Genomic DNA, 23,316 nt, shown 5'->3' on the forward strand with positions numbered 1-23,316 from the left:
CATGAAAGTATCCCTAGAAGACATAAGCGGCGTCACAAAAAAACTCACAGTCGTCATCCCCTGGGATGAAGTTGAAAAGGAAATGGAAAAAGCGTTCGTGGCGCTCAAGAAAAATGCGAAAATCCGTGGTTTTCGCCCGGGCAAGGCCCCGATGGATTTCATCAAGCAGCGCTTTTCCGAAGAGATTAAGAACGATGTTGCGGAAAAGCTCTTCGGCGATTCCTATCCCAAGGCCCTGGATGAGACGAAGGTGAATCCACTCACCTACCCCCAGGTCGATACCGAGGGCGTGGTTGACGGCAAGGACTTTACCTATACCGCAACAGTAGAGATCATGCCGCAACTGGAAATCGAGACCTACAGGGACGTGGAGGTGGAAAAGGAAAAGCTGAGCGTTGATAAAAAGCAGGTCGATGCGGTGCTCAATCGACTTGCCGATTCACACGCCACCCTCATTACCGTGGAATCGAAGCGCGCCGTCAAAAAGGGCGATATCACCGTTATCACCTTCTCCTCCAGCGAAGGAGAGACACCCATCGAAGGGGCCAGCGCCGAAAACTATCCCCTCGATGTAGGGGCGGAGCACTTCAGTGCGGATTTCGACAGCGCCGTCATCGGCATGAAGCCCGGGGAAGACAAAACCTTCGATGTGGTTTTCCCCGAGGATCACGATAACGAGATATTCGCCGGAAAGCGCATCACCTTTCAGGTACATCTTGCGGAAATTAAAATCAAAGAGGTTCCGAAGATCGACGACGAGTTCGCCAAGGACCTGGGAGATTTTGAAAACCTCAAAGACCTTAAAAACAACATCACTGAAGACATCACCAAGAGGGAAGAAACCCGCATCACCAATGAATTCGAACAGCGCATGCTGGGAAAACTCCTGGAGCTCAATGAATTCGACCCGCCCAGGGCCCTGGTAGACGAACATGCCATCGATATCATCCGCGGGATGGAAATGCGTATGAGGAGCCAGGGTGCTTCCCTGGAGGCGATGGGGCTCGAGCCCGAGGTCCTCATGAATTCGGTCAGACCCCGGGCTCACTTCGAGGTGAAATCAAACCTCCTGGTGGACGCCATCGCCACCCGGGAAAACATCGATGCGACCATTGAGGAAGCCCGGGAGCGTCTGAAGACCGACGCCGAAATGTCCGGAGCGTCTTTTGAGGAACTAGAGGAACGTTTCGAATCCCAGGAGGGCGCGTGGGATAATTTGAGGTCACGAATACGCACGGAAAAAACCCTTGATTTTCTTTCGAACGTTGTTAAAATAAAAGAGGTGAAGAAAATTACACAACCAAAACCGAAAGAGACAGATACGGAAGAAGCGGATGGAGAACCCACGGAATGAGGGGCGCAGACCGACCCTCATTTCGTTTTATCGGTGTCGAAACAGCAAAAGAAAGGCAAATCCGACACCCGGAATAGCCATGCACCCTGGATGTTTCTTTGAAAAAGGACGTATACCATGCCGTTGATTCCCATGGTCGTTGAACAGGATGGACGCGGAGAGCGCGCCTACGATATCTACTCCCGGCTGCTTAAGGATCGGATCGTATTTTTGGGGTGCTCCATAAATGATGAAATAGCGAATCTCATCATCGCCCAGATTCTTTTTCTGGAGGCCGAAGACCCGGATAAAGACATTTCTTTGTATATCAACTCTCCGGGCGGCGTGGTGACGGCGGGGCTGGCGATATACGACACGATGCAGTACGTCAAGCCTGCCATCGCAACCATCTGCGTGGGTCAGGCGGCGTCCATGGCCGCGATTCTTCTCGCCGCGGGCACCCGGGGAAAGCGCTCCGCCCTTCCCCACTCCCGCATTCTGCTGCATCAACCCATGGGCGGATTCCAGGGCCAGGCGTCGGACATAGACATCCAGGCCCGGGAAATACTCAGGATGAAAGAGGAGATCAACACCATCCTGGTAAAACATACCGGACAGGACATCGCAAAGATCACCGAGGATACCGATCGGGACTACTTCATGAACGGTGTCCAGGCAAAGGAGTACGGCGTGGTTGACGTCGTTGTATCCGTGAGAACGTAAGGCTCGATACTGTCACACAAACGATACGAAAGTTTTTTCGAAATACGCGCGAAGACAGGATAAGGTATGGACGATCCCAAAAACAAGGAAAAGGGAATGTTTTGCTCTTTCTGCGGCAAGAGCCAGAAGGATGTCAAAAAACTGATCGCAGGACCCACAAGTTTCATCTGCGACGAATGCGTCCAGCTCTGCAACGACATCATCGCCGAAGAATATGAGCGAGAAGAACTCTCACGCAGCCGATCGGACATTCCCAAGCCGGTTGAAATCAAGACGTTCCTTGATGAATACGTCGTGGGACAGGATCGAGCCAAGAAAGTCCTCTCCGTGGCGGTGCACAACCACTACAAGCGTATCGAATCGGACAATCGCGCTGGAGACGTCGAGCTGCAAAAGAGCAATATCCTCCTTTTGGGCCCCACGGGATCAGGGAAAACGCTTCTCGCCCAGACCCTGGCTAAGTATCTCAACGTTCCCTTTACCATCGCGGACGCCACAAGCCTGACAGAGGCCGGATATGTGGGAGAGGATGTGGAAAACATCATCCTGAATCTCCTTCAGGCCGCCGATTATGATCTAGAGAAGGCGTCACGGGGCATCATTTATATCGACGAGGTGGATAAAATCTCCAAAAAAAGCGACAATCCGTCCATCACCCGAGACGTTTCCGGGGAAGGAGTGCAGCAGGCGCTTTTAAAAATCATCGAGGGAACCGTCGCCAACGTGCCCCCCAAGGGAGGCCGAAAGCACCCGCAACAGGAGTTTCTCCCGGTGGACACCACCAATATCCTCTTCATATGCGGAGGCGCATTCACGGGACTTGAAAAAATCGTTGAGCGCAGGCTTCACTCCAAGGCCATGGGATTCGGCGCCGACATCAAGAAGCGCCATGAAAAGGATTTAGGGGAGCTTCTGGCCAGTGTACAGCCCGAGGACATGATCAAGTACGGACTTATTCCGGAGTTCGTCGGCCGCCTCCCGGTACACGCCACCCTCACGGAACTTTCAGAGGACGCGCTGATGAGCATCCTTACCGAGCCGAAAAACGCCCTCGTCAAGCAGTATCAGAAACTTTTCGAGTTCGAAAACGTGAAGCTTATCTTCAGCGAAGACTCTCTGAAAGCCATCTCCAGGCTGGCCATCGAGCGGGGGTCCGGAGCGCGGGGGCTTCGTTCGATCATGGAAAACATCATGGTGGATATCATGTATGAACTCCCGTCCCTTAAAAATATTAAAGAATGCATCATCAATGAAGGAGTGGTGGAAAACAAGGAGAATCCCATAATCGTCTATGACAAATCGGCCTAATTGAATCACTCTTAAAAAAACAAAAACGGGAGATACACCCATATGTTTTTTAAAAACGAAAAAGACGATGAAATGTACGAGGGGGAACACCAAAATCTCCTTCCTCTGCTGCCATTACGGGATATCATTCTCTTTCCCCATATGGTGGTGCCGCTTTTCGTCGGAAGAAAAAAATCCATTAACGCTCTGGAGACCGCCATGGCGTCGGATAAGAGCATCCTTCTCTCCGCGCAGCTTAACGCCAAGACCGACGATCCCACACCGGATCAAATATACAGCCTTGGGACAGTGGGAGTGATTATCCAACTCTTGCGTCTGCCCGACGGCACCGTGAAGGTTCTCATGGAGGGCAAGCAGCGGGCCCTTATCAAAAACTACATCCCCAAGGACGAATACTTCCTGACCGAGGTGGAATACGTCATAGAAAACGACGAAGTCACCCCCGAGATCGAAGCGCTCATGCGCTCCATCAACAGCACGTTCGAAAACTACGCCAAGCTCAACAAGAAGATTCCCCCGGAGATGATCATGAGCGTCTCCTCCATCACCAGCCCGTCCCGCCTGGCCGATACCATCGCCACGCACCTGAATCTGAAGCTGGAGGAGAAACAGGACATCCTCGAAATTATCGATCCGAAGGAGCGCCTGGAAAAGGTCTATACCCACATGCAGAGCGAGATCGAAATTCTCCAGATCGAGCGGCGCATCAAAAACCGGGTCAAAAAGCAGATGGAACGCACCCAGAAGGAGTATTACCTCAACGAACAGATGCGGGCCATCCAGAAGGAACTGGGGGAAAAGGACGAGTTCAAGGCGGAGCTTAAGGAACTGGAAGAAAATATTAAGAGCAAGAACCTCTCCGAAGAGGCCAGGGAACGGGCGGACAAGGAGCTGAAAAAACTCAAGATGATGTCCCCCATGAGCGCCGAGGCGACGGTCATCAGGAATTACCTGGACTGGATATTGGCCCTCCCCTGGAACGAATACACCGACGACAAGCTCGACCTCGACGAGGCCGAGCGCATCCTGGACGAAGACCACTACGGTCTGGAGAAACCGAAACAGCGTATCCTTGAGTACCTGGCCGTCAAGCAGCTCAAAAACGACATGAAGGGCCCGATTCTTTGTTTCGTCGGCCCTCCGGGCGTCGGGAAGACCTCCCTGGGGCGCTCCATAGCCCGAGCCACCGGAAGGAATTTCGTCCGATTGTCTCTGGGCGGCGTGCGGGACGAGGCGGAGATCCGAGGACACCGCCGCACGTATATCGGCGCACTGCCGGGGAAGATCATCCAGTACCTGAAGAAGTCGAAATCCTCCAACCCGGTCTACCTCATGGACGAGGTGGACAAAATGAGCACCGATTTTCGGGGCGACCCGTCGGCGGCGCTCCTGGAGGTGTTGGACCCGGAACAGAATTTCTCCTTCAACGACCATTACCTGGACCTCGATTACGACCTGTCCAAGGTGATGTTCATTACCACGGCGAACGTCCTCCACAACATTCCCAGACCCCTGCAGGACAGGATGGAGATCATTCAGCTTGACAGCTACACGGAAATCGAAAAGCTCCACATCGCCCAGCAGTTTCTGGTCAAAAAACAGCGGGATGAAAACGGCCTGAAGGAACACAACGCCGCCTTTACCGACAAGGCCATCCTTGCGGTCATCAGGAACTACACCAGGGAGAGCGGCGTCCGAAACCTCGAGCGGGAAATCGGATCGATTTGCCGCAAGGTCGCCAAGGAGGTGGTCAAAAAGGGCACCGGCCACAGCGTCAAGGTCACGCCCGCCCGGGTTCGCAAATATCTCGGTGTGCCCCGGTATCGATACGGCAAGCTTGAGGAGAGGGATTACGTGGGCATCGCCACCGGCATGGCATGGACCGAGGTGGGGGGAGAGCTGTTGACCATCGAGGTCAGCGTGTTGAGGGGAAAGGGAAAGCTCACCATCACCGGAAAGTTGGGAGAGGTAATGCAGGAGAGCGCCCACGCGGCAATGAGCTACATCAGGAGCCGGGCGGACGAGCTCGGACTCGACAGCGGTTTTTATCAGAATGTGGATCTCCACATCCATATCCCCGAGGGGGCCATCCCCAAGGACGGTCCTTCGGCGGGTATCACCATCAGCACCGCCATCGCCTCCGCCCTGGCGCGGGTACAGGTCAAGCGGGATCTGTCCATGACCGGAGAGATCACCCTCCGGGGACGGGTGCTTCCCATCGGCGGGCTCAAGGAAAAGCTCCTGGCGGCCAATCGCGGCGGCATCAAGCAGGTGATTATCCCCAGGGAAAACGAAAAGGACCTCGAGGAAATACCGGACAAAATCAAGAAATCCCTCAAGATTCACATGGTCGATCACATGGATCAGGTGCTGCGGCAGGCCCTCATCCTGGACGACGCCGACGATTTTTTCCGAAAAAATCGGGAAGCCAAGGAGAAGGAGTTCATCGAGGAGGAGACCAAGCCCAGACAGGAATCGGGCGTTCCCGCACACTGAGGGCCGAATCCGAGCACCCCTCTTGAGACCACAGCGGGCAGGAGGAGGGGAGAGGGTGGAATATTCCAGGGTGAGCGCCAGGAAGGATACGCCGACATCACAGGGGGAAGGGAAGGAAGAGAGACGGGGGTGTCGTGGTGGTACCGTGAGCGAAACGGCCGAGGTGATATACTCGCTGTGCACGATCACCGCCTGCAACGCATGAGACATACGGGATGTGGAAATTTTCCTCCAACCCGGTGATTTATATAATTTTTTCTTGACAAACTCCCTATTACACGTAGAATGGGAGTTCGACTGCGAGACGGGGGAAGGAAGAAGGGGCGGATAGCTCAGTTGGGAGAGCACCGGCCTTACAAGCCGGGGGTCACAGGTTCAAGCCCTGTTCCGCCTACCATTTTCCCAAAAGGGTGAGGGGCGGAGGGAGGGCAGAAAAAAGGGGGAGGGAAGGATGCGACGGTATTCCTCTTGTCACGGTCGATTTTTTTACATTCAGCAGCCAACAACCGGGGGCGTAGTTCAGTTTGGTTAGAACGCCGGCCTGTCACGCCGGAGGTCGCGAGTTCGAGTCTCGTCGCTCCCGCCATTTGCATATCGAAAAGGAGCCCATCGTCGGCTCCTTTTTTTTCGCCGGTTCGTTTCAAAACGGAAAAAGCGCGATTCGCCTTCCCAACGGAAAACGGCTCCACCCGCCTTTCTTCTGAAACGACTTCTTTCTACGTGCATATGTCCGCCCCGTTCCCTGAGAAATCGAGAAGCACATCAACTTTCGATCCATCCGCGATCGGCTGATAAGCCCGCCTGTGACGTGAACGGCCCGCCGGGTTCCGGCGCGGCGTCCACCTTGGCGTTATTGTACATCCCACAATTGGCTCTATCGCCGGTCGGCTCCCTGTGGAGCGATACCTTCCGGATTCTCAGCCCTTCCGCCCCGATGACGATCACTCTCAGTCCCGCCGACCGATACCGTGCGAAAAAACCGGAAACAAAACTTTCACCCGAAGGTCCTATTCCGCCCGGACACCATTGGGCACCGGCCGCTCCGGCACGGCCAGCACGGGAGTGATACCGTCGGAATATCCGATGTCAAAGAGCATTCCCTGAGAGATCTCGCCCGCCATCTTCTTCGGCGCCAGGTTCACCACGAACAGCGCCTGGCGGCCCACGATCTCCTCGGGGTTCTCCCGCTCCTGTTTTATGCCCGCGAGGATCTGTCTTTTGTGATCGCCGAAATTCACCGTCAACTTCAGGAGTTTCTTCGAATTCTCTACATCATCAATCGCCTCTATGGTCCCCACCCGGATGTCCAGCTTCTCCAGCACATCGATATCCACCACGGGTTTTATATTCCCCGGCGTCAACGCCTCCATGTTCGTCACACCTCCATATACGAAATCAATCCTTCCCGAATCTCGGCCGCTCCCAAGTCGCTTTATGCCCAAAGCTTATAATAGACGAGACGCCCTTCTTGAAAGGCGTCGCGTTTCGGCGGCGGATATTATCGAATATATAAAATACAAATACGTATTACTTACTAAACGCACACAATACGCCCCACACCGGGCGCTTCCCCTCAGCGATGACGGCTTGGGGTTTTCTTCTTCGGCTCGATGTCCGGCCTCGTCCGATCGGTTGCGGTGGGCGCTGTCATGTCCCTGTCTCTTTTTTTGGTCGTCGGAGTGGAATCCAGAGTTCGGTCGGTCCCGACGGGTGACGAGGTTCCCGCGCCGCCGAATCCCTCGAACTCCGTCTCGCGTCGGGTTCTTCGCTCCTCCGACGACCACATCCCCATTTTTTGCTCTCTGGCCTGGCATTCCAATTCCCAATAGTACTCCAGCTCGGAACAGGGATATTGCCCGTAGGCCATGCCGTACCCGGCGGTCACCACCTCTACGTTCACGCACGTGCCGCCGGGCAGATAGACATACCCCATCAGCACATCACTGTCATCGTAGATTACCTCGTCGTAATAGAGGTCGATGGCGTTACCCACCAGAAGCCCCGAGAGAAACAGGATCGCCGCCTCGCCGGCCTCGTCGATGTCGACGCCCAGCAGCCTCACCGTCTCCCCGGAATCGAGTGTGATGGTGCCGTCGTCGTTCACCTCCGTCACGGTCCCGGAATCGGGCGGCGTCTCCTCCGTCTCCCCGATCTTTTCTCCCGCGTCATCCACCACGGCGTCATCGCCGGCCTCCGCCTCGACAACGGCGTCGGAGGAATCGTCGCCGACGTCCGTATCCTCCGCCCACACGGGGGTCATCGCCCACGCCAGGAGGAGACACAACACACCACAGAGTACAAAACGGAGAGTTTTCATCTCATTTTTCCCCTTTTTCATGATGCCCGGCACAAAAACCGCCCCCCGCACCCCCGCGAATCACCTGTGCGGCGTTCAGGACGACTTCTTTCCCCCCCTCAGAACCAGTCCCATGCACAATCCCCAAATCACGAAAACAAGCGGCCAGGCAAAGCGACCGCTTTCGCCCACGAAAAGATCCAGGATAAAAAAGAATGTCCGGTAACCGAAGATCATCGCCGCCCCGCCGACGGACACATCCACGGGCGCGGTTTGATCGATTGCAGACAAACCCTCCAGCCACCCGTGCATGACCAGCGCCTCCAGGTTGTACAGGTGCACCACGGGGCTGGTTCGGGCGGCGATGCGGATATCCGCCTCCAGGTGGGTTTCGTCCAAATACTCCTTCATATAGCTTCCGCAAGACGCCGAGGCCCCGGAAAGCTCCACGGCGTAGGAAGCCACGTTGCCGGAGCCGGTCCCCAGCCCGGAGTCCTTGAAAAAGCTTCGATAGAGCATGTATGCATCGATGTCAGACGGGACGAAGGCGACATGAAACATCTCGGCGATTGAGTCGTCCCCGTCACGCCGATCATCGATGAGATAGGGATAGTTGAATGTGCTCACCAGATATCCGTCGTCGTGAATTGTATCGGCCATTTCGGCATAGACGCGGACGGCGTTTTCATGAAGGTCGCCGTCTCGCCGTTTCACGAGGTACCCCACCGCGCCGGAGATGCCGCCCTCTTTCACTACCTCCTTGAGCCGCTGGACGTCGTCGTATGTCGGCTCCATGTCGAACATGACGCCGGTGATGATGAGGTCGTTTTCCTCCACCCACCGGGAGAATCTCCCATAGAGCCCCGGCAGCTTTTCGGCGTTGTCCGTCGCCAGCCAGTACCCGTCCTCCATCGGATGAAGGGGCCATATCCACACCGGGACCCCCGCATCGTTGAGCCGACGGATGATTCGGACGGTCGCAAGATTATCGAAATCGTCGACGGCCAGGGATATTTCGTATCCCCTATCGGCCAGGATAGTGATGACCTCGTCGGAAAAGAGGTCCTCAACGTCCATGCCGCCGGTATCCCGTTTTTCGACCTGAAAGATGCTGCAGTTGATTTCCGTAAAGATGATGATACGCTCTATGCCTTCAGGCTCAGGGAGGTTGACCGTTCGGTACACGCACACCACCCCCGCGGCGATGATCGTCACGAGAAAAAGACAGACGACAAGCACTAAAGACAGAAAAGCTGATTTCAGGAATTTCATGAATAACCTTCCTTACACGTTCAAAAATAATCGGGGGTTGATATCATCCACCGCCTGCATGTCAATTGTCTACGCTGTTGGCGGATCATTTGGACCGGTGGGGATCCTCTCCTTCTTCCTTCCCTGGTAAATAACGGCAACATATACAATCGCCACAATGATGCCGATAATAATAAGCAGGCCGAAAATTCCCCAGGCCTGTAGGATAAGGAGCACCAATCCTTTGAACAACTCAATCAGGCCAAGAAAAATTTTTAAGAAAAAATGAGTCCTGGACATGGAAAAATCATGACTGAGAAATTAAAAAACACACATCGGCTGAATCCTGAGAGATTCCATTTCACCACCCCGTTCCTGAAAAAACCGGGTATCTCGTGAATAAGCCTGGGTTCGATTTCTGTGGAAATCACGGCTCCTTTTCTCTCTGTATGCCACAGCACAGCCGTTTGCTGGCTCCGTGCCGAAGATAAAATCGATACTTATGAGGTCACGTTTCCCATCTCACAGAGAGAAACTCTCCGAGAATCCTTGCATATAGACACTCAAAGGATGAAGAAGTTGTTTGAGGCGGCGGATACCATCCGCCGCCCGCGTGTGATCTCTATACCGTCGATGGGCCGTCGGAGCCGGCGGAAACCAGCGCCTTCTTCTTTTTCTGGCTCTTGATGATCAGCAGTATCACCACCACGATACCGCCCAAAAAGAGAATTCCCAGGACTCCGATGATGACGAAGATGATCCCCACAAACTTGAACACCTCTCCCGGGTTCATCTTCTCGAACACGTCAGTGTGGGCTATGTAGAAATAGGGGCCGATCCGCTCGAACACAAACGTCGCCTTGAGCCCGGAGAGGTTCCAGTTCGGCGCCTCTACACTGAAGCGCCCGGTCACCTCGTATTTCACCCCCGGCTCGATCTCGGTGATCTTCTCATCGGTTAAATTCGCCTGATACTCAAAATTGATGCCGCCGGAGGCGAACCGCGAATAGAGATCGTTGGTGATGGCGTCCCGCTCCGCCTGGGGCATATTCGGGGACAACAATCCCAAAATCCCCTGCACATTTCCCTGCTCCAGATACGTTTCGAAGGAACCCAACACCCAACGAATCTGCTCCTTGTCCTGGGGGGTGAGCGGCGCGGCCGTGGAGATCACCGCCGCCGCCAGCACGCACACCAGCAGGACACCGACGACCACCATCCGTTTCATGCGAATCATATTCTGCTCCTTTGTGTATACAATATATCCTTTATATTACGTTTATTTTTTCTTCCGTTCACTTCTCGCCCGAAACTCCTCCAGCCATTCCTTGATTCTTCCCTCATATCCCCGGTCCGTCGGATGATAATAGGTTCGATCGGCCAGGCGATCCGGCAGGCGCTGCTGCTCCACGTAGGCATCCTCGTAATCATGGGAATACTTATATCCCTTGCCGTAGCCGATGTCCTTCATGAGAGACGTGGGGGCGTTCCTGATGACCAGCGGCACCGGCAGCGCACCGTGGGCGCGCACATCGGCCTGGGCCCGCTTGAAGCCCGTATATATGGCATTGCTCTTCGGCGTGACGGCGAGATACACCGCCGCCTCCACCAGGGCAAGCTCCCCCTCGGGGGTCCCCAGAAAGTGATAGGCATCCTTCGCCGCCACCGTCACCGACAGCGCCCGGGGATCGGCAAGGCCCACATCCTCCACCGCCATGCGGATAAGCCGCCGAGCGATGTAGAGCGGCTCCTCGCCCCCCTCTATCATCCTGGTCACCCAGTAGAGGGCGGCGTCCGGGTCGGAATCCCGCACAGACTTGTGCAGCGCCGAGATGATGTTGTAATGCTCCTCGCCCCCCTTGTCATACAAGAGCGCCCGCTTCTGCATCGCCTCCTCGGCCACCGCCCGGACGACATGGATTTCGCCGTTTTCATCCGCGGGAGTATTTCGCACGGCTATTTCCAGACCCGAAAGGGCCACCCGGGCGTCACCATGGGCGTGTCCGGCGATGTGGGCCAGGGCGTCGTCATCCACCAGGATCGTCCTGTCGCCGGGAATGTCGAGGGACATGCCCCGCTCCCTGTCCCTCAATGCCCGGCGTAGTATTTCCAGAAGGTCCTCGGTCTCCAGGGCGGCAAACACATATGTCCTGCAGCGGGAGAGAAGGGCCGAGTTGATCTCGAAGGATGGATTTTCCGTGGTGGCGCCGATAAGGGTGACGGTGCCGTCCTCCACATAGGGGAGAAACACGTCCTGCTGTGCCTTGTTGAACCGGTGGATTTCGTCCACGAAGAGTATGGTGCGTCTCTCTGAGTACTTCAGGTCCTCTTTCGCCTCGGCGATGATTTCCTTGACATCCTTTATCCCCGATGTAACCGCGGAGAACGCCACGAATCGGCTCTCCGAGCGCTCGGCGATAATCCGGGCCAGGGTGGTCTTGCCGCTTCCCGGCGGTCCCCAGAATATCAGAGAGGAGAGAGAGTCCTCCTCGATGGAGGTTCTTAGGAGCGTTCCCGGGCCGAGTATCTCCTCCTGACCGACGAATTCCGATAGGTCCCGAGGGCGCATGCGGTCCGCCAGGGGGCTGGAGGCGCTTTTTCTCCGTGACTGAGCGTGGTCAAAAATATCCATACGTTTTTTTTCGAGTCGGATGTTTTATTATAGTCTTATTTTTATACCGTGGCAAGCCGGAACAAAATCGACACACAGACATCCTTGAGCCTCTTTCACCGCGAACACCGAACCGTTTACCAAAAAAGAGGGGAGGTATATGATTAAATACAGATTTCACACAGGATGAGTCCACGGGCCGGGAAGACCGAGAACATCGCTCATGCACCTGGAGGTGCACCCGGACCTGTGATGGATCAATTGATAGGCGGATGCACACCGAGGTGTTGCCGATCACCGCATGATTGCAGATCATTCCCATATCAGTATGTATTAGGAGCCATGTAATAAGTTACTTGATTAATATGTAAAATTTTGATATAATATTTTGAAAAGCTTGGGAATTTGGTTGGAACAAGCTCTTGAAAAAGGAACATCCGCAAACAACGTGCGGATAGAAAATATTACCACATATGACTCTACTCTCAGCGATTCAGGCCCCCGATCTTCCGCCGGATATCGAATTCAGTCCCGTAGAAGACTTTAACACACTGGACATCGATCCCCGTGTGCTTTCCGGCATACGCGACTGTTCATTCACACACCCCACCCCCATCCAGGCGAAATCCCTTCCCTATACCCTTGCAGGCTACGACCTGATCGGTCAGGCCCAGACCGGAACGGGGAAAACCGCCGCATTTCTCATTACGATTTTTCAAAAACTGCTGACCGAAAAACCGAAAGGGAAAAAGGCCCCCAGGGCGCTCATCATAGCACCCACCCGGGAGCTGGCGGTACAAATAGAGGATGAGGCAAAAAGGCTGGGCGCCCATACGGGGCTCTCCTGTACCGCCGTATACGGCGGCGTGGACTACAAAAAACAGGCGGATACGGTTCGGAGCGGCATCGACATCGTGGTGGGCACCCCAGGAAGGCTCATCGATTACATGAAACAATCGGCCCTGGCCACGAGCGGTGTGGAAATCCTCGTCATCGATGAGGCGGATCGACTGCTCGATATGGGCTTTATCCGGGATCTGCGCTTCATCATGAGGCGACTGCCGAACTATGACACCCGCCAGACGATGCTCTTTTCGGCCACCATCAATTTCCGGGTCATCGAGGCGACCTATCACTCCATGAAGATACCGGTGGAGGTTTCGGTCACACCGGAGCAGATCACCGTCGATGAGGTTACCCAGTCTCTTTTTCATGTGGAAAAGAAAAACAAATTCAGGCTGCTGTTGGGCCTGATCGAGCGAATCAACACCGATCGCTTCCTGATATTTTCCAACACGAAACGAGGGGTAAACATGGTGGCGGAGCGCCTGAATAGAAGCGGCATCTCCGCCCAAGCCCTCTCGGGAGACGTTCCCCAACGAAAGCGACTGAAGGTGGTCGAGCGGTTCATGAAGGGTGAAATCAACGTGGTGGTCGCCACGGACGTGGCATCCCGGGGCCTTCACATCGATGATGTGGGATGCGTTATCAACTACGATCTCCCGCAGAATCCCGAGGACTACGTCCACCGGATTGGACGCACCGCCCGGGCGGGGAAAACCGGCGTCGCCGTCAGTATCGTCGGTGAAGACGACGCCTACTATCTGGAGCCGGTGGAATCATTTATCGGCGATAAAATCCCCTACAGCATTGCAACGGCCGATGATCTGGGTGTTGAAACGGCGTCTCCGATTAAAAATAGAAAGAAAAGCGATACAAAAAAAGGGGGGCGGAGAAAATACTCCCGGAACCTCTCACACGAAAACGCCTGATATCCTCATCACCCAAAAAGATACGAAAAACGCATGTCGGCATTGAAAAACTTTCGGGATGCGTTTTATGTATTGCCCCTCATACGCTTGAGCATCTCGCATGCGGGTACGCACCCCAGTTCGCATGCCTTGGTGATGTCGGCGACCGCCTTGCCCCCGTCCTTTGAGCCGAAATAATAAGCCGTTCCCCTCCGGAAAAGAGCCTCGGCGAAATCAGGCCTGAGAGAAATCGCCGTCGAGAAATTATCGAAGGCGGTCGAATAGTTTCTGGTGATCAGAAAGATGAGTCCGCGTTGAAAGTGAGCCTCTGCATATCCGGGAGACAGTTCGATGGCCTTTTCGAACAGCTTCTTCGCCTTGGCGAGCTTCCCGATATTAACAAAATCCCTGCCGTGGATGGTCAACTCCTCAGCTGTTTTCATCGTATAATCGTCACATCCTCGAAACCGACCGGTTTATAAATGCCGGTAAATAGATACATCCACCCATACAATACGTGCATCGCCCGTTTGTTGTCTGGGCTCTCTCCCCCCCGTTTGTGTATTGATACGCCGTAACGTCCGACGCTTAACAAGCAGAAAACTAGTGTCCCCCAAGCTTTTGACTCCCACATTCGTCACACCCCGAAGCATGCCCGGGCCTTGCGGTATCATCGGTACAACGGCGGATGCTCCAAAGGTTTCGTCTCGAACATGGGAAACGAGCCGTTGTCCGATTCTGTTATTTCTCCAACTCTATATTGTATGCCTTTATTTTTTTATGCAAATGGCTTCTTTCAAGACCCAGGGCCTTGGCGGTCTGGGTGATGTTGTAGTCATTCTCCGACAACTTCTTCGTAATAAAAACCTCCTCAAAATGCTCCCTGGCCTCCTTGAGGCTTTTATGATGCAACAGATCGTCGGTGATGTCGTGATCGTCCCCGCTTCGAATCGATACGGGCAGATCACCGACGCCGATGACCTGCTCTGGAGACATGATGATGAGTCGCTCGATGAGGTTCTTCAATTCCCGGACGTTGCCGGGCCATCGATACCGGGTGAGCATTTTCATGGCGGCGTCGTTGATGCTCTTTTTTCGTCTCTTGTCCTCTCCGGCGAACTCTTCGATGAAATGCTCGGCTAAAAGCGGGATGTCCTCGAGCCTGTCCCGAAGGGGCGGCACGTACAGCGGTATGACGTTGAGTCGATAGAAAAGGTCCTCCCTGAAGGTGCCGCTTTCAATCTTTTTCTTCAGATTCTGGTTCGTGGCGGCAAGCACCCGGACGTCGACCTTGATGGTCTTGGTGCCGCCGACTCGGGAAAACGTCTGCTCCTGGAGAATGCGGAGAATCTTCGCCTGGGTCATGACGCTCATATCCCCGATTTCGTCGAGGAGAATCGTCCCGCCGTCAGCCATGTCGAATTTGCCGACCTTCTTGCCGGTCGCACCGGTAAACGCACCCTTTTCGTATCCGAACAGCTCGCTTTCTATCAGCTCTTCCGGGATTGCAGCGCAGTTGACATCGACGAACGGGCTGTCCTTTCGATTGCTCATGGAATACACCGCCCGGGCCACGAGCTCCTTGCCGGTGCCGTTCTCACCGTTGATGAGCACATAGCTGTCGGTGGGCGCCGCCCGCTGAATTTCATCTTTCAGCTGCTTCATGACCGCACTCTTGCCGACAATGGTGATATCGGTATCGAAACGCTGACGATAGAGCGACACCTGCTTTTCCAGCTTTCGCTCCTTGAGGGCGTGATCGATCGTGAGAATCACCTTCTCCAGAGACAGCGGCTTTTCAATAAAATCATAGGCGCCCAGCTTGGTGGCGGTCACGGCGGTTTCAATATTACCGTGTCCGGATATCATGATCACCGATACGTCGTACGGTTCCGCCTTGATCCTGCGAAGCACCTCCATTCCGTCCATTTGGGGCATCCAAATATCCAGGAGGAGTAGGTGGGGTCGCTCCGTCTCCAGAAGCTCAAGGGCCGAAACGCCGTCGGCGGCGGTTAATACCTGATAGCCCTCATCGGTCAGGGCGCCGGCGAGAGACCGGCGGATGCTCTCTTCGTCATCTACTATGAGAATTCTTCGTTTCATTGTATCGAGACAGGTAAATCAATAATAAACTTGGTGCCGTGGGGTGTATTGTCTATGACCCTGATATACCCGCGATGGTCTGATATGATCGTGTTGACGATGGTCAAACCGAGGCCGGTGCCGGTCTTTTTCGTGGAATAATAAGGCTCGAACAGGCGGTTTTTCCCCTCTCGGCTGATGCCGGGGCCTGTATCGGCGATAACCAGCCGAGCGACGTTGAGATCCTTCATGTATTCGGTCTTGATATCTATGCTGCCGGTGCCGCTGAGGGCCTCGACGGCGTTATCCAACAGGTTGATAAGGGCCCGTTTTATTTGTTCACGATCAAGCTGCATGATCGGAAGTCCCTGGTTGGCCTGGTAATTATAGGTGATATCCTTGTAAGCGTCTTTGTACAGGTTCAGGGCCTCCCGCACGATTTCATTCAGGTCGTTGGGACGGGGACGGGCGGACGGCATGCGGGCGAAATGGGAAAACTCGTCGACCAAGCTCTTCATCTCCTCGACCTGGGTGATGATGGTATCCGTGCATTCTTCCAACACTTCCCGGTCGTCCCCGAGCATATCGAAATATTTTTTTCGTATACGCTGGGCCGAGAGCTGTATGGGGGTGAGGGGATTCTTGATTTCATGGGCGATGCGTCGGGCCACCTCCCGCCACGCGTACATTTTCTGCGCCCGGTTGATTTCCGTCATGTCATCGAAAACTGTCACCACCCCCATGAACTTTTCATCCTCATCAAGGAGATGATTGCCCGTAGCAAGGATGGTGACATTTCGGTCCTCCAGGGGGATATCGAGCTGGCGCTGTAGGGATCGATCCGGGGAATCTCTCAAATCGTCCAGAAACTCCCTCAGCGCCCGATACTGATCCTGGGAAAGCACCTCCCCTACGGGACGATTGATGATCCTGGCCATCTTGATGGCAAGAATCCGTTCCGCGGACTTGTTGATGGTGGTGATCATTCCATCCCTGTCAATGGAGATGACACCCGCCGCGACGTTTTTCAGGATGATTTCCATGTGCGCCCGACGGCGATCCAGCTCTATATTCGAGCGGGAGAGCTCGTTATACGCCTTCTCCAGCCTTTGGGACTGCGACTTGAGATCCTGGGTCATCTTGTTGAATGAGTCCACCAGGATACCGACCTCGTCCTTTGCATTGACGTCCACAAAGACGTCCATGTCCCCCTCAGCGACCTTTCTGGTCCCCTCGGCCAAAAGCGACAGGGGCACGGTAATCCCTTTGGCGAGATAGAATCCGAGCCACGTGGCGGTGAACACCACCAACAGCGCGATTCCCGAGAGAGTAATCAGATAGCTGATGACGATCGGCTTTTTCAAAAGCTTGTTGGTCTTGTATTCCTCAAGGAACCTGCTGATATCGGTCATTTTCGCCAGGAGAGATTTGGGAACGAACCGCGCGGTCATCACCACGCCGACCACCTCTCCCGAATCATTGGCTATCGGGAACAGCGCCCACACCACGTCCCCGTACCCGCTGTTCTGGATGGTCGCCACGGCCTTTCCTGCCAGGGCGTCGTCAAAGAGTACGATGTTCAGGTGTTCCAACGCCCCTTCCGGGATGTCATTCCCCACCGAAGAGGCGAGCTCGCGCATGTCGGGAGAAAACACCTTGACGAGCCCCAGGCCGAATCGCTCCCGGGACGAATCGACGAGACGCTTCAGGGCCGCCTCCTCAAGAGGCAGTGTCGTCAGACCCCCCACTTCCCGGGCGGCGTCGGCCACCTCGCCGGTGGCGGTGGAGTAATATGTCTGGGCGATCTCCAGGGACCCTTCAAGGGAGTTTTCCACCTGAACGTTGAAAAATTTGTCCATGCTGGCGGAGAAGAAAAAGATGGCGGCGAGAAACATCACCAGTGTGGGAAAAAGCGTCAGCCCCGCAAAGCTGAGCACCAGTTTTGTCCTGAGCCGCACCATCTGGGCGAGCTTTCGCCGCTCGAAGATCAGCTTTACGAGGTTTCTGAGAACCAGGAAGATGACCAGCACCAGAAGTATCAGGTTGATATCCACCAGGGCGATGAGCAGGATATTTTCCCCGACGCCGATATCCAGGTCCTTCTGGGTCAGGTACGTACCCAGCCATATGATCAGGCCGATAGCGATGACCGAGATGATGATGATCGCCCGTTCCCGTCGCCACCTGGCCTCCTGGGAAGTGAGCTTTCTTTTCTTTTTGCTTCTAAACCGTATCTTCATGGCCCGTCAGGCAAACGTCAATAGATAAACTCCTCGACATACCAGCCGGTATCGAATTCCCACAAGTTCGCGAAAAACAGTACATACCGAATCGATTCCGGCACCTCCATCTTGTCCAGCCGTGATCGTATCCGAACCTGATATCGCTCTCCCTTTTCCAATACGTTCATGGTCGTCAGCGGGTAAAAGCGCACCTGTCCCATCGCCAGTACCGCCTCCTCATAGGTATCGTAGACCAGCGGGGAGGCACGGCCCTCCTCCCGGTAGACGGTGTATTCGTCGGTAAGACTGTCGTAGGTGATGGTGTGTGTGAAGGTTTTTTTCGTTATCGTCGGATCGAACCAGAAAAACTGGCTCTTTTTCAATTCTATGATAAAAACGAATGTGGTTGAGATACCGCTGTTTATCGCCTCTTCCATGTCCTCGGTAAAGCATTCATCGATATTGAAGTAGACATAGGTATCATTTTGAAATTTGGTAATGATCACGTTTGTGATGCAGGGATCTTCCGCCATGACCGTTCCGGCCATGAGAACACCACAGGCTGCCATACAAAGCGCAAGGTAGATTTTTATACAGCGATGTATCATATCGTCACAATTTCATATGCGCCGCGCCGGGAGAGTTCCTCGAGGAGCATGAGGTTCAGGCGATGCCCCGATTTTCGGGCGACGTACCGCCCCGAGAGGGGCAGGTCGAACAGGGCCATATCCCCCACGGCGTCAAGACACTTATGGCGGACACACTCGTCCGGAAAGCGAAGGCCGCCGGGATTGAGGACGCCCTCATCGCCGATGATCAGGGCCGTTTCGAAAGAGCCGCCCATCCCCCTGCCCTGCTCCAGAATCATGGACACATCCGCCTCTAGGGCGAAGGTGCGGGCCGGGGCGATCTCCCTTTTAAAGCACTCCGGGCTCACCGAACAGGCGAACCGCTGGGTCCCGATGTGCGGATTGTCATAGACGATGGTATAATCAAGCTCCAACCCGTCACCCGTCGCCTGCCGGGGCTTGAGGGTCGCGGATTTCCCGTCTTCCGACACCGTTACCGTTTCCATAACCCGAGCGATGCGTCTTTGGGCGTCAAGGAGTGTGACTCCCGCCTCGTCAAGAAGCGCCACGATAGGACGGGCGCTTCCGTCCATGATCGGGACTTCAGGACCGTCAAGGATCACGGTCACATTATCAATCCCCAAAGCGGAGAAACAGGCCATGAGGTGCTCCACCGTCTGTACTTCATGACCGTTTTCCTTCAGCGACGTCGCAAGCAGGGTATGGTGCACCCGGGAAAAATGCGCGGGGATACGGATATCTTTTTCACCATCTCTCCTGACAAAACCGATCCCCTCATCCGGCCCCGCCGGGATGAGGTTCGCCGTCACGGTGTTACCGGAATGGATTCCCACCCCATCGATCCGGACGGGCTGTGCGATGGTCGTTTGCATGAGATAGTATTATATTCCTCACCGAGGTGCCTTACAAGCCCTTTTTCGCTCATATCGGTCCGATACGGGCGGGCTCGTCGGCAAGGAGCCTCTGCTGTACCGTATAGGCGCTGACGGGATCCTTCAGATATTGTCCCTCAAGACTGAAGGGGACAAATATCAGGAGGGGGGACTGGAGCGTAACGGAGAGGGCTGATACGAACTCCGTGGAATTCTTCTTGTTTTCGGATAAAGTCGAGATAAAAATAGTCCTGCCGTAGTTTTTGGCCGTCTTGTCCGGGAGCACCGGGCCCCAGGCGTGTCCCTTCCTTGGGCCTCCCGGTTCGAAAACGGGTTGTCTGTAGGTATATCTCTTGGAAATGTTCAGTCGCTGCGTTTCCGCACGAAGCCTGAACGCCGCGACAAACAACGTCAGGGGCCGATTTACAATTCGTTCTATCGTCTGCACAAAGGCGATGTGGCGTGCATAGGTGTGAAAATCCTCGATGTCGCCCGTCGGTGTGTGGGCTGTGAGCCGATAGGTCCAGAAGGGGAGATAGGAAGGATTGACGATGTCGGTCTGTGCGAAGAAGTACTCCCGCTGAACGAACGTGCCGTGGGCCTCCTCCCACAGGTCGTGGCAGTTGGGGCACAACAGCACCGCGTCGCTGTCGGTCAGGCCCAGCCGGTGCCACCCGCACCGGGGACAGCGTACCGGCAAGAGCGAGAGATTCGTCACCTTATTCAATGACCACCTCCCCGTCATCCCAGGGCCTGACGATATGCTTGTAAAAGAACCTGGTTATCCCCGATCTGTCCGGCAGCATAAAAAAGATAAACGCACCCACTATCAACAACGGGACGAAAAATTGTTTGAGCACGGCGATGAGAAACGCCGTCGTTCCCGCAATGAGCACCCCGGGCAGCAGGTTCACTCTGCTGCGAATCGGTATACGCGCCCTGACGATCTCGCCGCTGACGCCGTCCACCACCACGCGAACGGCATGATCCCCCATTAAAAACCTGACGACCCACAGGGGGTGGTATATCTGGGAGAGCTCTTCCGAAACCTTCTCCGCCTCAAAATAGTCAAGCGTCACATCGCTCGGCCGCGCCGCGCTCACCAGCATCGACCATGCCTCCCGAACGGCGGTTTCGGGGTCCTTCACCGGATCGAAGAACATCCCCCTGGTCTTCTGGTCCTCATCTCTCAGAACATGGAGCTTCAGGATGCTGGACTTGGTGGAGATGCCGAACCTCCCCAGGTCGCTGATGTCGACGGCGGGGCTGAAATAGGTTCCCTCCTTGACGAACACATTGTTGATCTTCTTTTTCATCGGATGGACATAGATGGGCTGTCCGTTTTCATCCACCCCCACAGACTTCGGAGCCGTTTTGGTTTCATGGGCGATGTACCACCCGCCGCCCCGCAGCTTCACCCGGAAGAAGGGGACGTAGACGAGTTTCGCGTCTATCATGCGCACGGCCATTCTCTGTCCCTCGTCGGCCAAGGATTTTTCGACGAGCCTCTTTACCGACGCAACCGCCTGGGATCGTGAGGCCCTGCGGGGGATATAGAATCGCTTGATGCCGCCCGTGCCTGAGATGATGTGGGACATCCCGCAGTGGGCGCACGCGACGGTGGTGGCCCCCTCGACGAAATCGATGCCGGAGCCGCAGCCGGGACAGGTCACCGCGATGGTGAAGCTGTCGACCGCGGATTTACCCGATGACGGTGTGGATGTGGGATTCAAACGATACCTATCCTGTGATTACGTGACACCGTCGGTTGAACGCCGTCGGTTGAAAAATCCGGTTCAATTGTTTCTAAGCACCAGTGGCGAAGAGAGCAGAAAGACGATCATGGCGCCGACGATGACCGAAATCTGCATCAGAAGGGATCCCGAGAAAACAAAACCGAGAATCAGGCAGACCAAAAACGTGATTATAAAAAAAACCAGGGGACGATAATTTCTTTTCTCCCTTGAAAATTCCTTCACGGCGTCGGAATAGACCCGGGCAGCGTCACCGATGATTGACGCCTTGTGCCGAACGCCGTCGATCGTAAACGAGAAGAAATAAATCGGCAGGTATATCAACCACAACCGGACGAGGCCGTTCAACGAATCTCGATCGCCCTTGGTCCAGTGCGTGGCGGCTTCCGGCGGAATCGTGGGCTCCGCCGTCTCCCCCAGGTCGTCCTTCTCCCGGTCGTAGTATATCAGGTCACCCGCAGGGATACGGAAGGACGATATCTCCGTGTGTGTGGTATGGGCGGCCGGCTGGGTGAACGAGACGCCGTCCGAATGGGTGATGTGCCAGATGGGAAAATAGGAGAACTCTATCGCCAGGTCCTTCGGCTCATCATCGATCCCCGCATCCTTCAGTTGAGACAAAAGAAAGACTTTCGCCCAGATATCGTTTCTTTTATGTTCGAGGAAGAAACACTCAAAGGTGCGGTCCTTTTCGACAAGCAGGGAGGAGCGACAAAACGGACAGGTGATGAACCGTCTGCCGTCCTCGATGTCGATCTTGGCGCCGCACTGGGAACAGGCTACTATCATGATGATCGATGATAACCGGATGCGAAGGCTGACACACAGGTCCGCCGAAAGAATTTACTCAACCTTCTCCCCGCATTCGGTACAGAACTTGGCGCCCTCGGGCAGCTTTGCACCGCACTTTGGGCAGGCATGCTCCTCTCCCACCGGCTTTCCGCAGAGAGGACAAAACTTGTCCTCGGGCGAGAGGTTCTTGCCGCAGTGAGCGCACTTGTTCACCACCACAAGCTGGCTGCCACAGTTGTTGCAAAATCGTGCGTTGACCGGCACCTGGGCGTGGCACTTGGGACAGTTGGCGTATCCCTGTTTCTGTACGTCCGCGACGGTGGAGGGTCCCTCGGCAAGGGTGCGAAAGAGCATGCCGGGCACCATCATGCCGAGACCCGCGCCCACACCCACGCCCATCCCGGCGGCGGCACTGGAGGCAACCCCTCCCTCGCCGCCCGCGGCGGCGGCTCCTCCGGCCCCCGGAACGACGCCCTCGGACCCGATCTTTCCCAGGGCCCGGGCGGCCTCGAATTTCAGGAATTCGTTCATATCGCCGATGACGCCCATGCCGGTACGCTCGTCGATGACCTTCTGGACCTCGTCGGGAGGGGTAATCTCGTTGATGAAGAAATCTATCAGCTCGATGCCGAACTTGTTGAAGTCGTCCTTGATGCGCACCTTGGCCACCACCGCCAGCTCATCGTAGTTCTGGGGCAAATCCAGGATGCTCTTCATGTGTTCGCCCAGAAGATCGTTCAGACGGCTGACAATCACATCCCGGAGATACCCGGATATCCCCTCGGTGGTCATCATCCCCTTGGTGGCGACCAGGGTGTTGATGAAAAGGAGCGGCTGGGTGATACGTAGCGTGTAATTTCCGTATGCCCGCAGGCGCACCAGCCCGAACTCGGAATCCCGAAAGGCCACTGGGTTCCTGGTCCCCCACTTCATGTCGGTGAAGATCTTCATGTTGACGAAGAGGACCTCGACCCGGAAGGGACTCGTCGAATCGAACGGCATTGCGATGAGCTTCGTCAACAGCGGCAGGTTCATGGTGGTCAGGGTATGCCTTCCCACGCCGAACACGTCAAGCCCCTTGCCGTCTCGAAAGAAGACCGCCGTCTGGTTTTCCCGGATGATCAACTGGGACCCCAGCTTCGTCTCCGCCGAGCCGGTCTCGGGGATACGATGAATCATCTCTGTATCGTCTTCAAAAAAGTATTCTATGACATCCAGTATCTTCGCCATGTATC

Annotated in this window: 21 protein-coding genes and 2 tRNA genes; 8 read left to right on the forward strand and 15 right to left on the reverse strand. The window is 55.2% G+C overall.

Features of this window, described 5'->3' with window-relative positions; all coding sequences use genetic code 11:
• The first annotated feature begins 1 nt into the window (after position 1).
• The 7 genes from tig (at position 2) to JW885_16140 (ending at position 6,446) form a co-directional block, all read left to right on the forward strand.
• On the forward strand, positions 2-1,354 hold the full coding sequence (gene tig / locus JW885_16110; GenBank protein MBN1883689.1) for a trigger factor: 1,353 nt from the start codon (positions 2-4) through the stop codon (positions 1,352-1,354).
• Between the two features lie 117 nt (positions 1,355-1,471).
• Positions 1,472-2,056, forward strand: coding sequence for an ATP-dependent Clp endopeptidase proteolytic subunit ClpP (gene clpP, locus JW885_16115; protein ID MBN1883690.1), 585 nt, complete (start codon positions 1,472-1,474; stop codon positions 2,054-2,056).
• A gap of 66 nt (positions 2,057-2,122) precedes the next feature.
• Entirely contained in the window at positions 2,123-3,364 is a 1,242-nt protein-coding gene (gene clpX, locus JW885_16120; GenBank protein ID MBN1883691.1) for an ATP-dependent Clp protease ATP-binding subunit ClpX, read from the forward strand.
• 42 nt (positions 3,365-3,406) lie between these two features.
• The gene (gene lon / locus JW885_16125) at positions 3,407-5,860 is read left to right on the forward strand and encodes an endopeptidase La (GenBank protein ID MBN1883692.1); all 2,454 of its coding nucleotides are present in this window, start codon (positions 3,407-3,409) and stop codon (positions 5,858-5,860) included.
• A gap of 55 nt (positions 5,861-5,915) precedes the next feature.
• The gene (locus tag JW885_16130) at positions 5,916-6,065 is read left to right on the forward strand and encodes a hypothetical protein (protein ID MBN1883693.1); all 150 of its coding nucleotides are present in this window, start codon (positions 5,916-5,918) and stop codon (positions 6,063-6,065) included.
• A gap of 116 nt (positions 6,066-6,181) precedes the next feature.
• A tRNA-Val gene (locus JW885_16135) sits at positions 6,182-6,257 on the forward strand.
• A gap of 111 nt (positions 6,258-6,368) precedes the next feature.
• Positions 6,369-6,446: transfer RNA gene (locus tag JW885_16140), tRNA-Asp, on the forward strand.
• A 421-nt stretch (positions 6,447-6,867) separates the two neighbouring features.
• Here the strand turns inward: JW885_16140 and JW885_16145 are convergent.
• From JW885_16145 to JW885_16170, 6 genes are all read right to left on the reverse strand, one after another.
• Positions 6,868-7,230: a tRNA-binding protein gene (locus tag JW885_16145; protein MBN1883694.1), complete on the reverse strand. Its 363-nt coding sequence runs from the start codon at positions 7,228-7,230 to the stop codon at positions 6,868-6,870.
• A 203-nt stretch (positions 7,231-7,433) separates the two neighbouring features.
• Complete coding sequence (locus JW885_16150; protein MBN1883695.1) at positions 7,434-8,177, reverse strand: thermonuclease family protein; 744 nt, start codon at positions 8,175-8,177, stop codon at positions 7,434-7,436.
• 75 nt (positions 8,178-8,252) lie between these two features.
• Complete coding sequence (locus JW885_16155; GenBank protein ID MBN1883696.1) at positions 8,253-9,428, reverse strand: hypothetical protein; 1,176 nt, start codon at positions 9,426-9,428, stop codon at positions 8,253-8,255.
• 69 nt (positions 9,429-9,497) lie between these two features.
• The gene (locus JW885_16160; GenBank protein MBN1883697.1) at positions 9,498-9,707 is read right to left on the reverse strand and encodes a hypothetical protein; all 210 of its coding nucleotides are present in this window, start codon (positions 9,705-9,707) and stop codon (positions 9,498-9,500) included.
• Positions 9,708-10,029: 322 nt separating this feature from the next.
• On the reverse strand, positions 10,030-10,644 hold the full coding sequence (locus JW885_16165; GenBank protein MBN1883698.1) for a hypothetical protein: 615 nt from the start codon (positions 10,642-10,644) through the stop codon (positions 10,030-10,032).
• Positions 10,645-10,686: 42 nt separating this feature from the next.
• Complete coding sequence (locus tag JW885_16170; protein ID MBN1883699.1) at positions 10,687-12,039, reverse strand: replication-associated recombination protein A; 1,353 nt, start codon at positions 12,037-12,039, stop codon at positions 10,687-10,689.
• A 452-nt stretch (positions 12,040-12,491) separates the two neighbouring features.
• Here JW885_16170 and JW885_16175 point away from each other — a divergent pair, with 452 nt between their 5' ends.
• On the forward strand, positions 12,492-13,790 hold the full coding sequence (locus tag JW885_16175; protein ID MBN1883700.1) for a DEAD/DEAH box helicase: 1,299 nt from the start codon (positions 12,492-12,494) through the stop codon (positions 13,788-13,790).
• Between the two features lie 65 nt (positions 13,791-13,855).
• Here JW885_16175 and JW885_16180 read toward each other — a convergent pair whose 3' ends face one another.
• The 9 genes from JW885_16180 to JW885_16220 all read right to left on the reverse strand — a co-directional run bounded on the left by JW885_16180 (position 13,856) and on the right by JW885_16220 (position 23,311).
• A complete protein-coding gene (locus tag JW885_16180; GenBank protein MBN1883701.1) occupies positions 13,856-14,212 on the reverse strand; it encodes a tetratricopeptide repeat protein in 357 nt (118 codons plus the stop codon).
• Positions 14,213-14,510: 298 nt separating this feature from the next.
• On the reverse strand, positions 14,511-15,872 hold the full coding sequence (locus JW885_16185) for a sigma-54-dependent Fis family transcriptional regulator (GenBank protein ID MBN1883702.1): 1,362 nt from the start codon (positions 15,870-15,872) through the stop codon (positions 14,511-14,513).
• Positions 15,869-18,091 (reverse strand): HAMP domain-containing protein, encoded by a 2,223-nt coding sequence (locus tag JW885_16190; GenBank protein MBN1883703.1) that lies wholly within the window; start codon positions 18,089-18,091, stop codon positions 15,869-15,871. The genes JW885_16185 and JW885_16190 overlap by 4 nt, the downstream gene beginning before the upstream one ends.
• Before the next feature lie 17 nt (positions 18,092-18,108).
• Positions 18,109-18,621, reverse strand: a complete 513-nt coding sequence (locus tag JW885_16195) for a DUF4390 domain-containing protein (GenBank protein ID MBN1883704.1) — start codon at positions 18,619-18,621, stop codon at positions 18,109-18,111.
• A 56-nt stretch (positions 18,622-18,677) separates the two neighbouring features.
• Positions 18,678-19,535 (reverse strand): UDP-3-O-[3-hydroxymyristoyl] N-acetylglucosamine deacetylase, encoded by an 858-nt coding sequence (gene lpxC / locus JW885_16200; GenBank protein ID MBN1883705.1) that lies wholly within the window; start codon positions 19,533-19,535, stop codon positions 18,678-18,680.
• Between the two features lie 49 nt (positions 19,536-19,584).
• On the reverse strand, positions 19,585-20,262 hold the full coding sequence (locus JW885_16205) for a hypothetical protein (GenBank protein MBN1883706.1): 678 nt from the start codon (positions 20,260-20,262) through the stop codon (positions 19,585-19,587).
• The gene (locus tag JW885_16210; protein ID MBN1883707.1) at positions 20,255-21,268 is read right to left on the reverse strand and encodes a hypothetical protein; all 1,014 of its coding nucleotides are present in this window, start codon (positions 21,266-21,268) and stop codon (positions 20,255-20,257) included. The genes JW885_16205 and JW885_16210 overlap by 8 nt, the downstream gene beginning before the upstream one ends.
• A 63-nt stretch (positions 21,269-21,331) precedes the next feature.
• The gene (locus tag JW885_16215) at positions 21,332-22,078 is read right to left on the reverse strand and encodes a hypothetical protein (protein MBN1883708.1); all 747 of its coding nucleotides are present in this window, start codon (positions 22,076-22,078) and stop codon (positions 21,332-21,334) included.
• A 54-nt stretch (positions 22,079-22,132) separates the two neighbouring features.
• On the reverse strand, positions 22,133-23,311 hold the full coding sequence (locus JW885_16220; protein ID MBN1883709.1) for an SPFH domain-containing protein: 1,179 nt from the start codon (positions 23,309-23,311) through the stop codon (positions 22,133-22,135).
• Between the last annotated feature and the right edge of the window lie 5 nt (positions 23,312-23,316).

Source organism: Candidatus Zymogenaceae bacterium, from assembly GCA_016931225.1.
In the GTDB taxonomy this organism is placed as follows: domain Bacteria; phylum Desulfobacterota; class Zymogenia; order Zymogenales; family Zymogenaceae; genus JAFGFE01.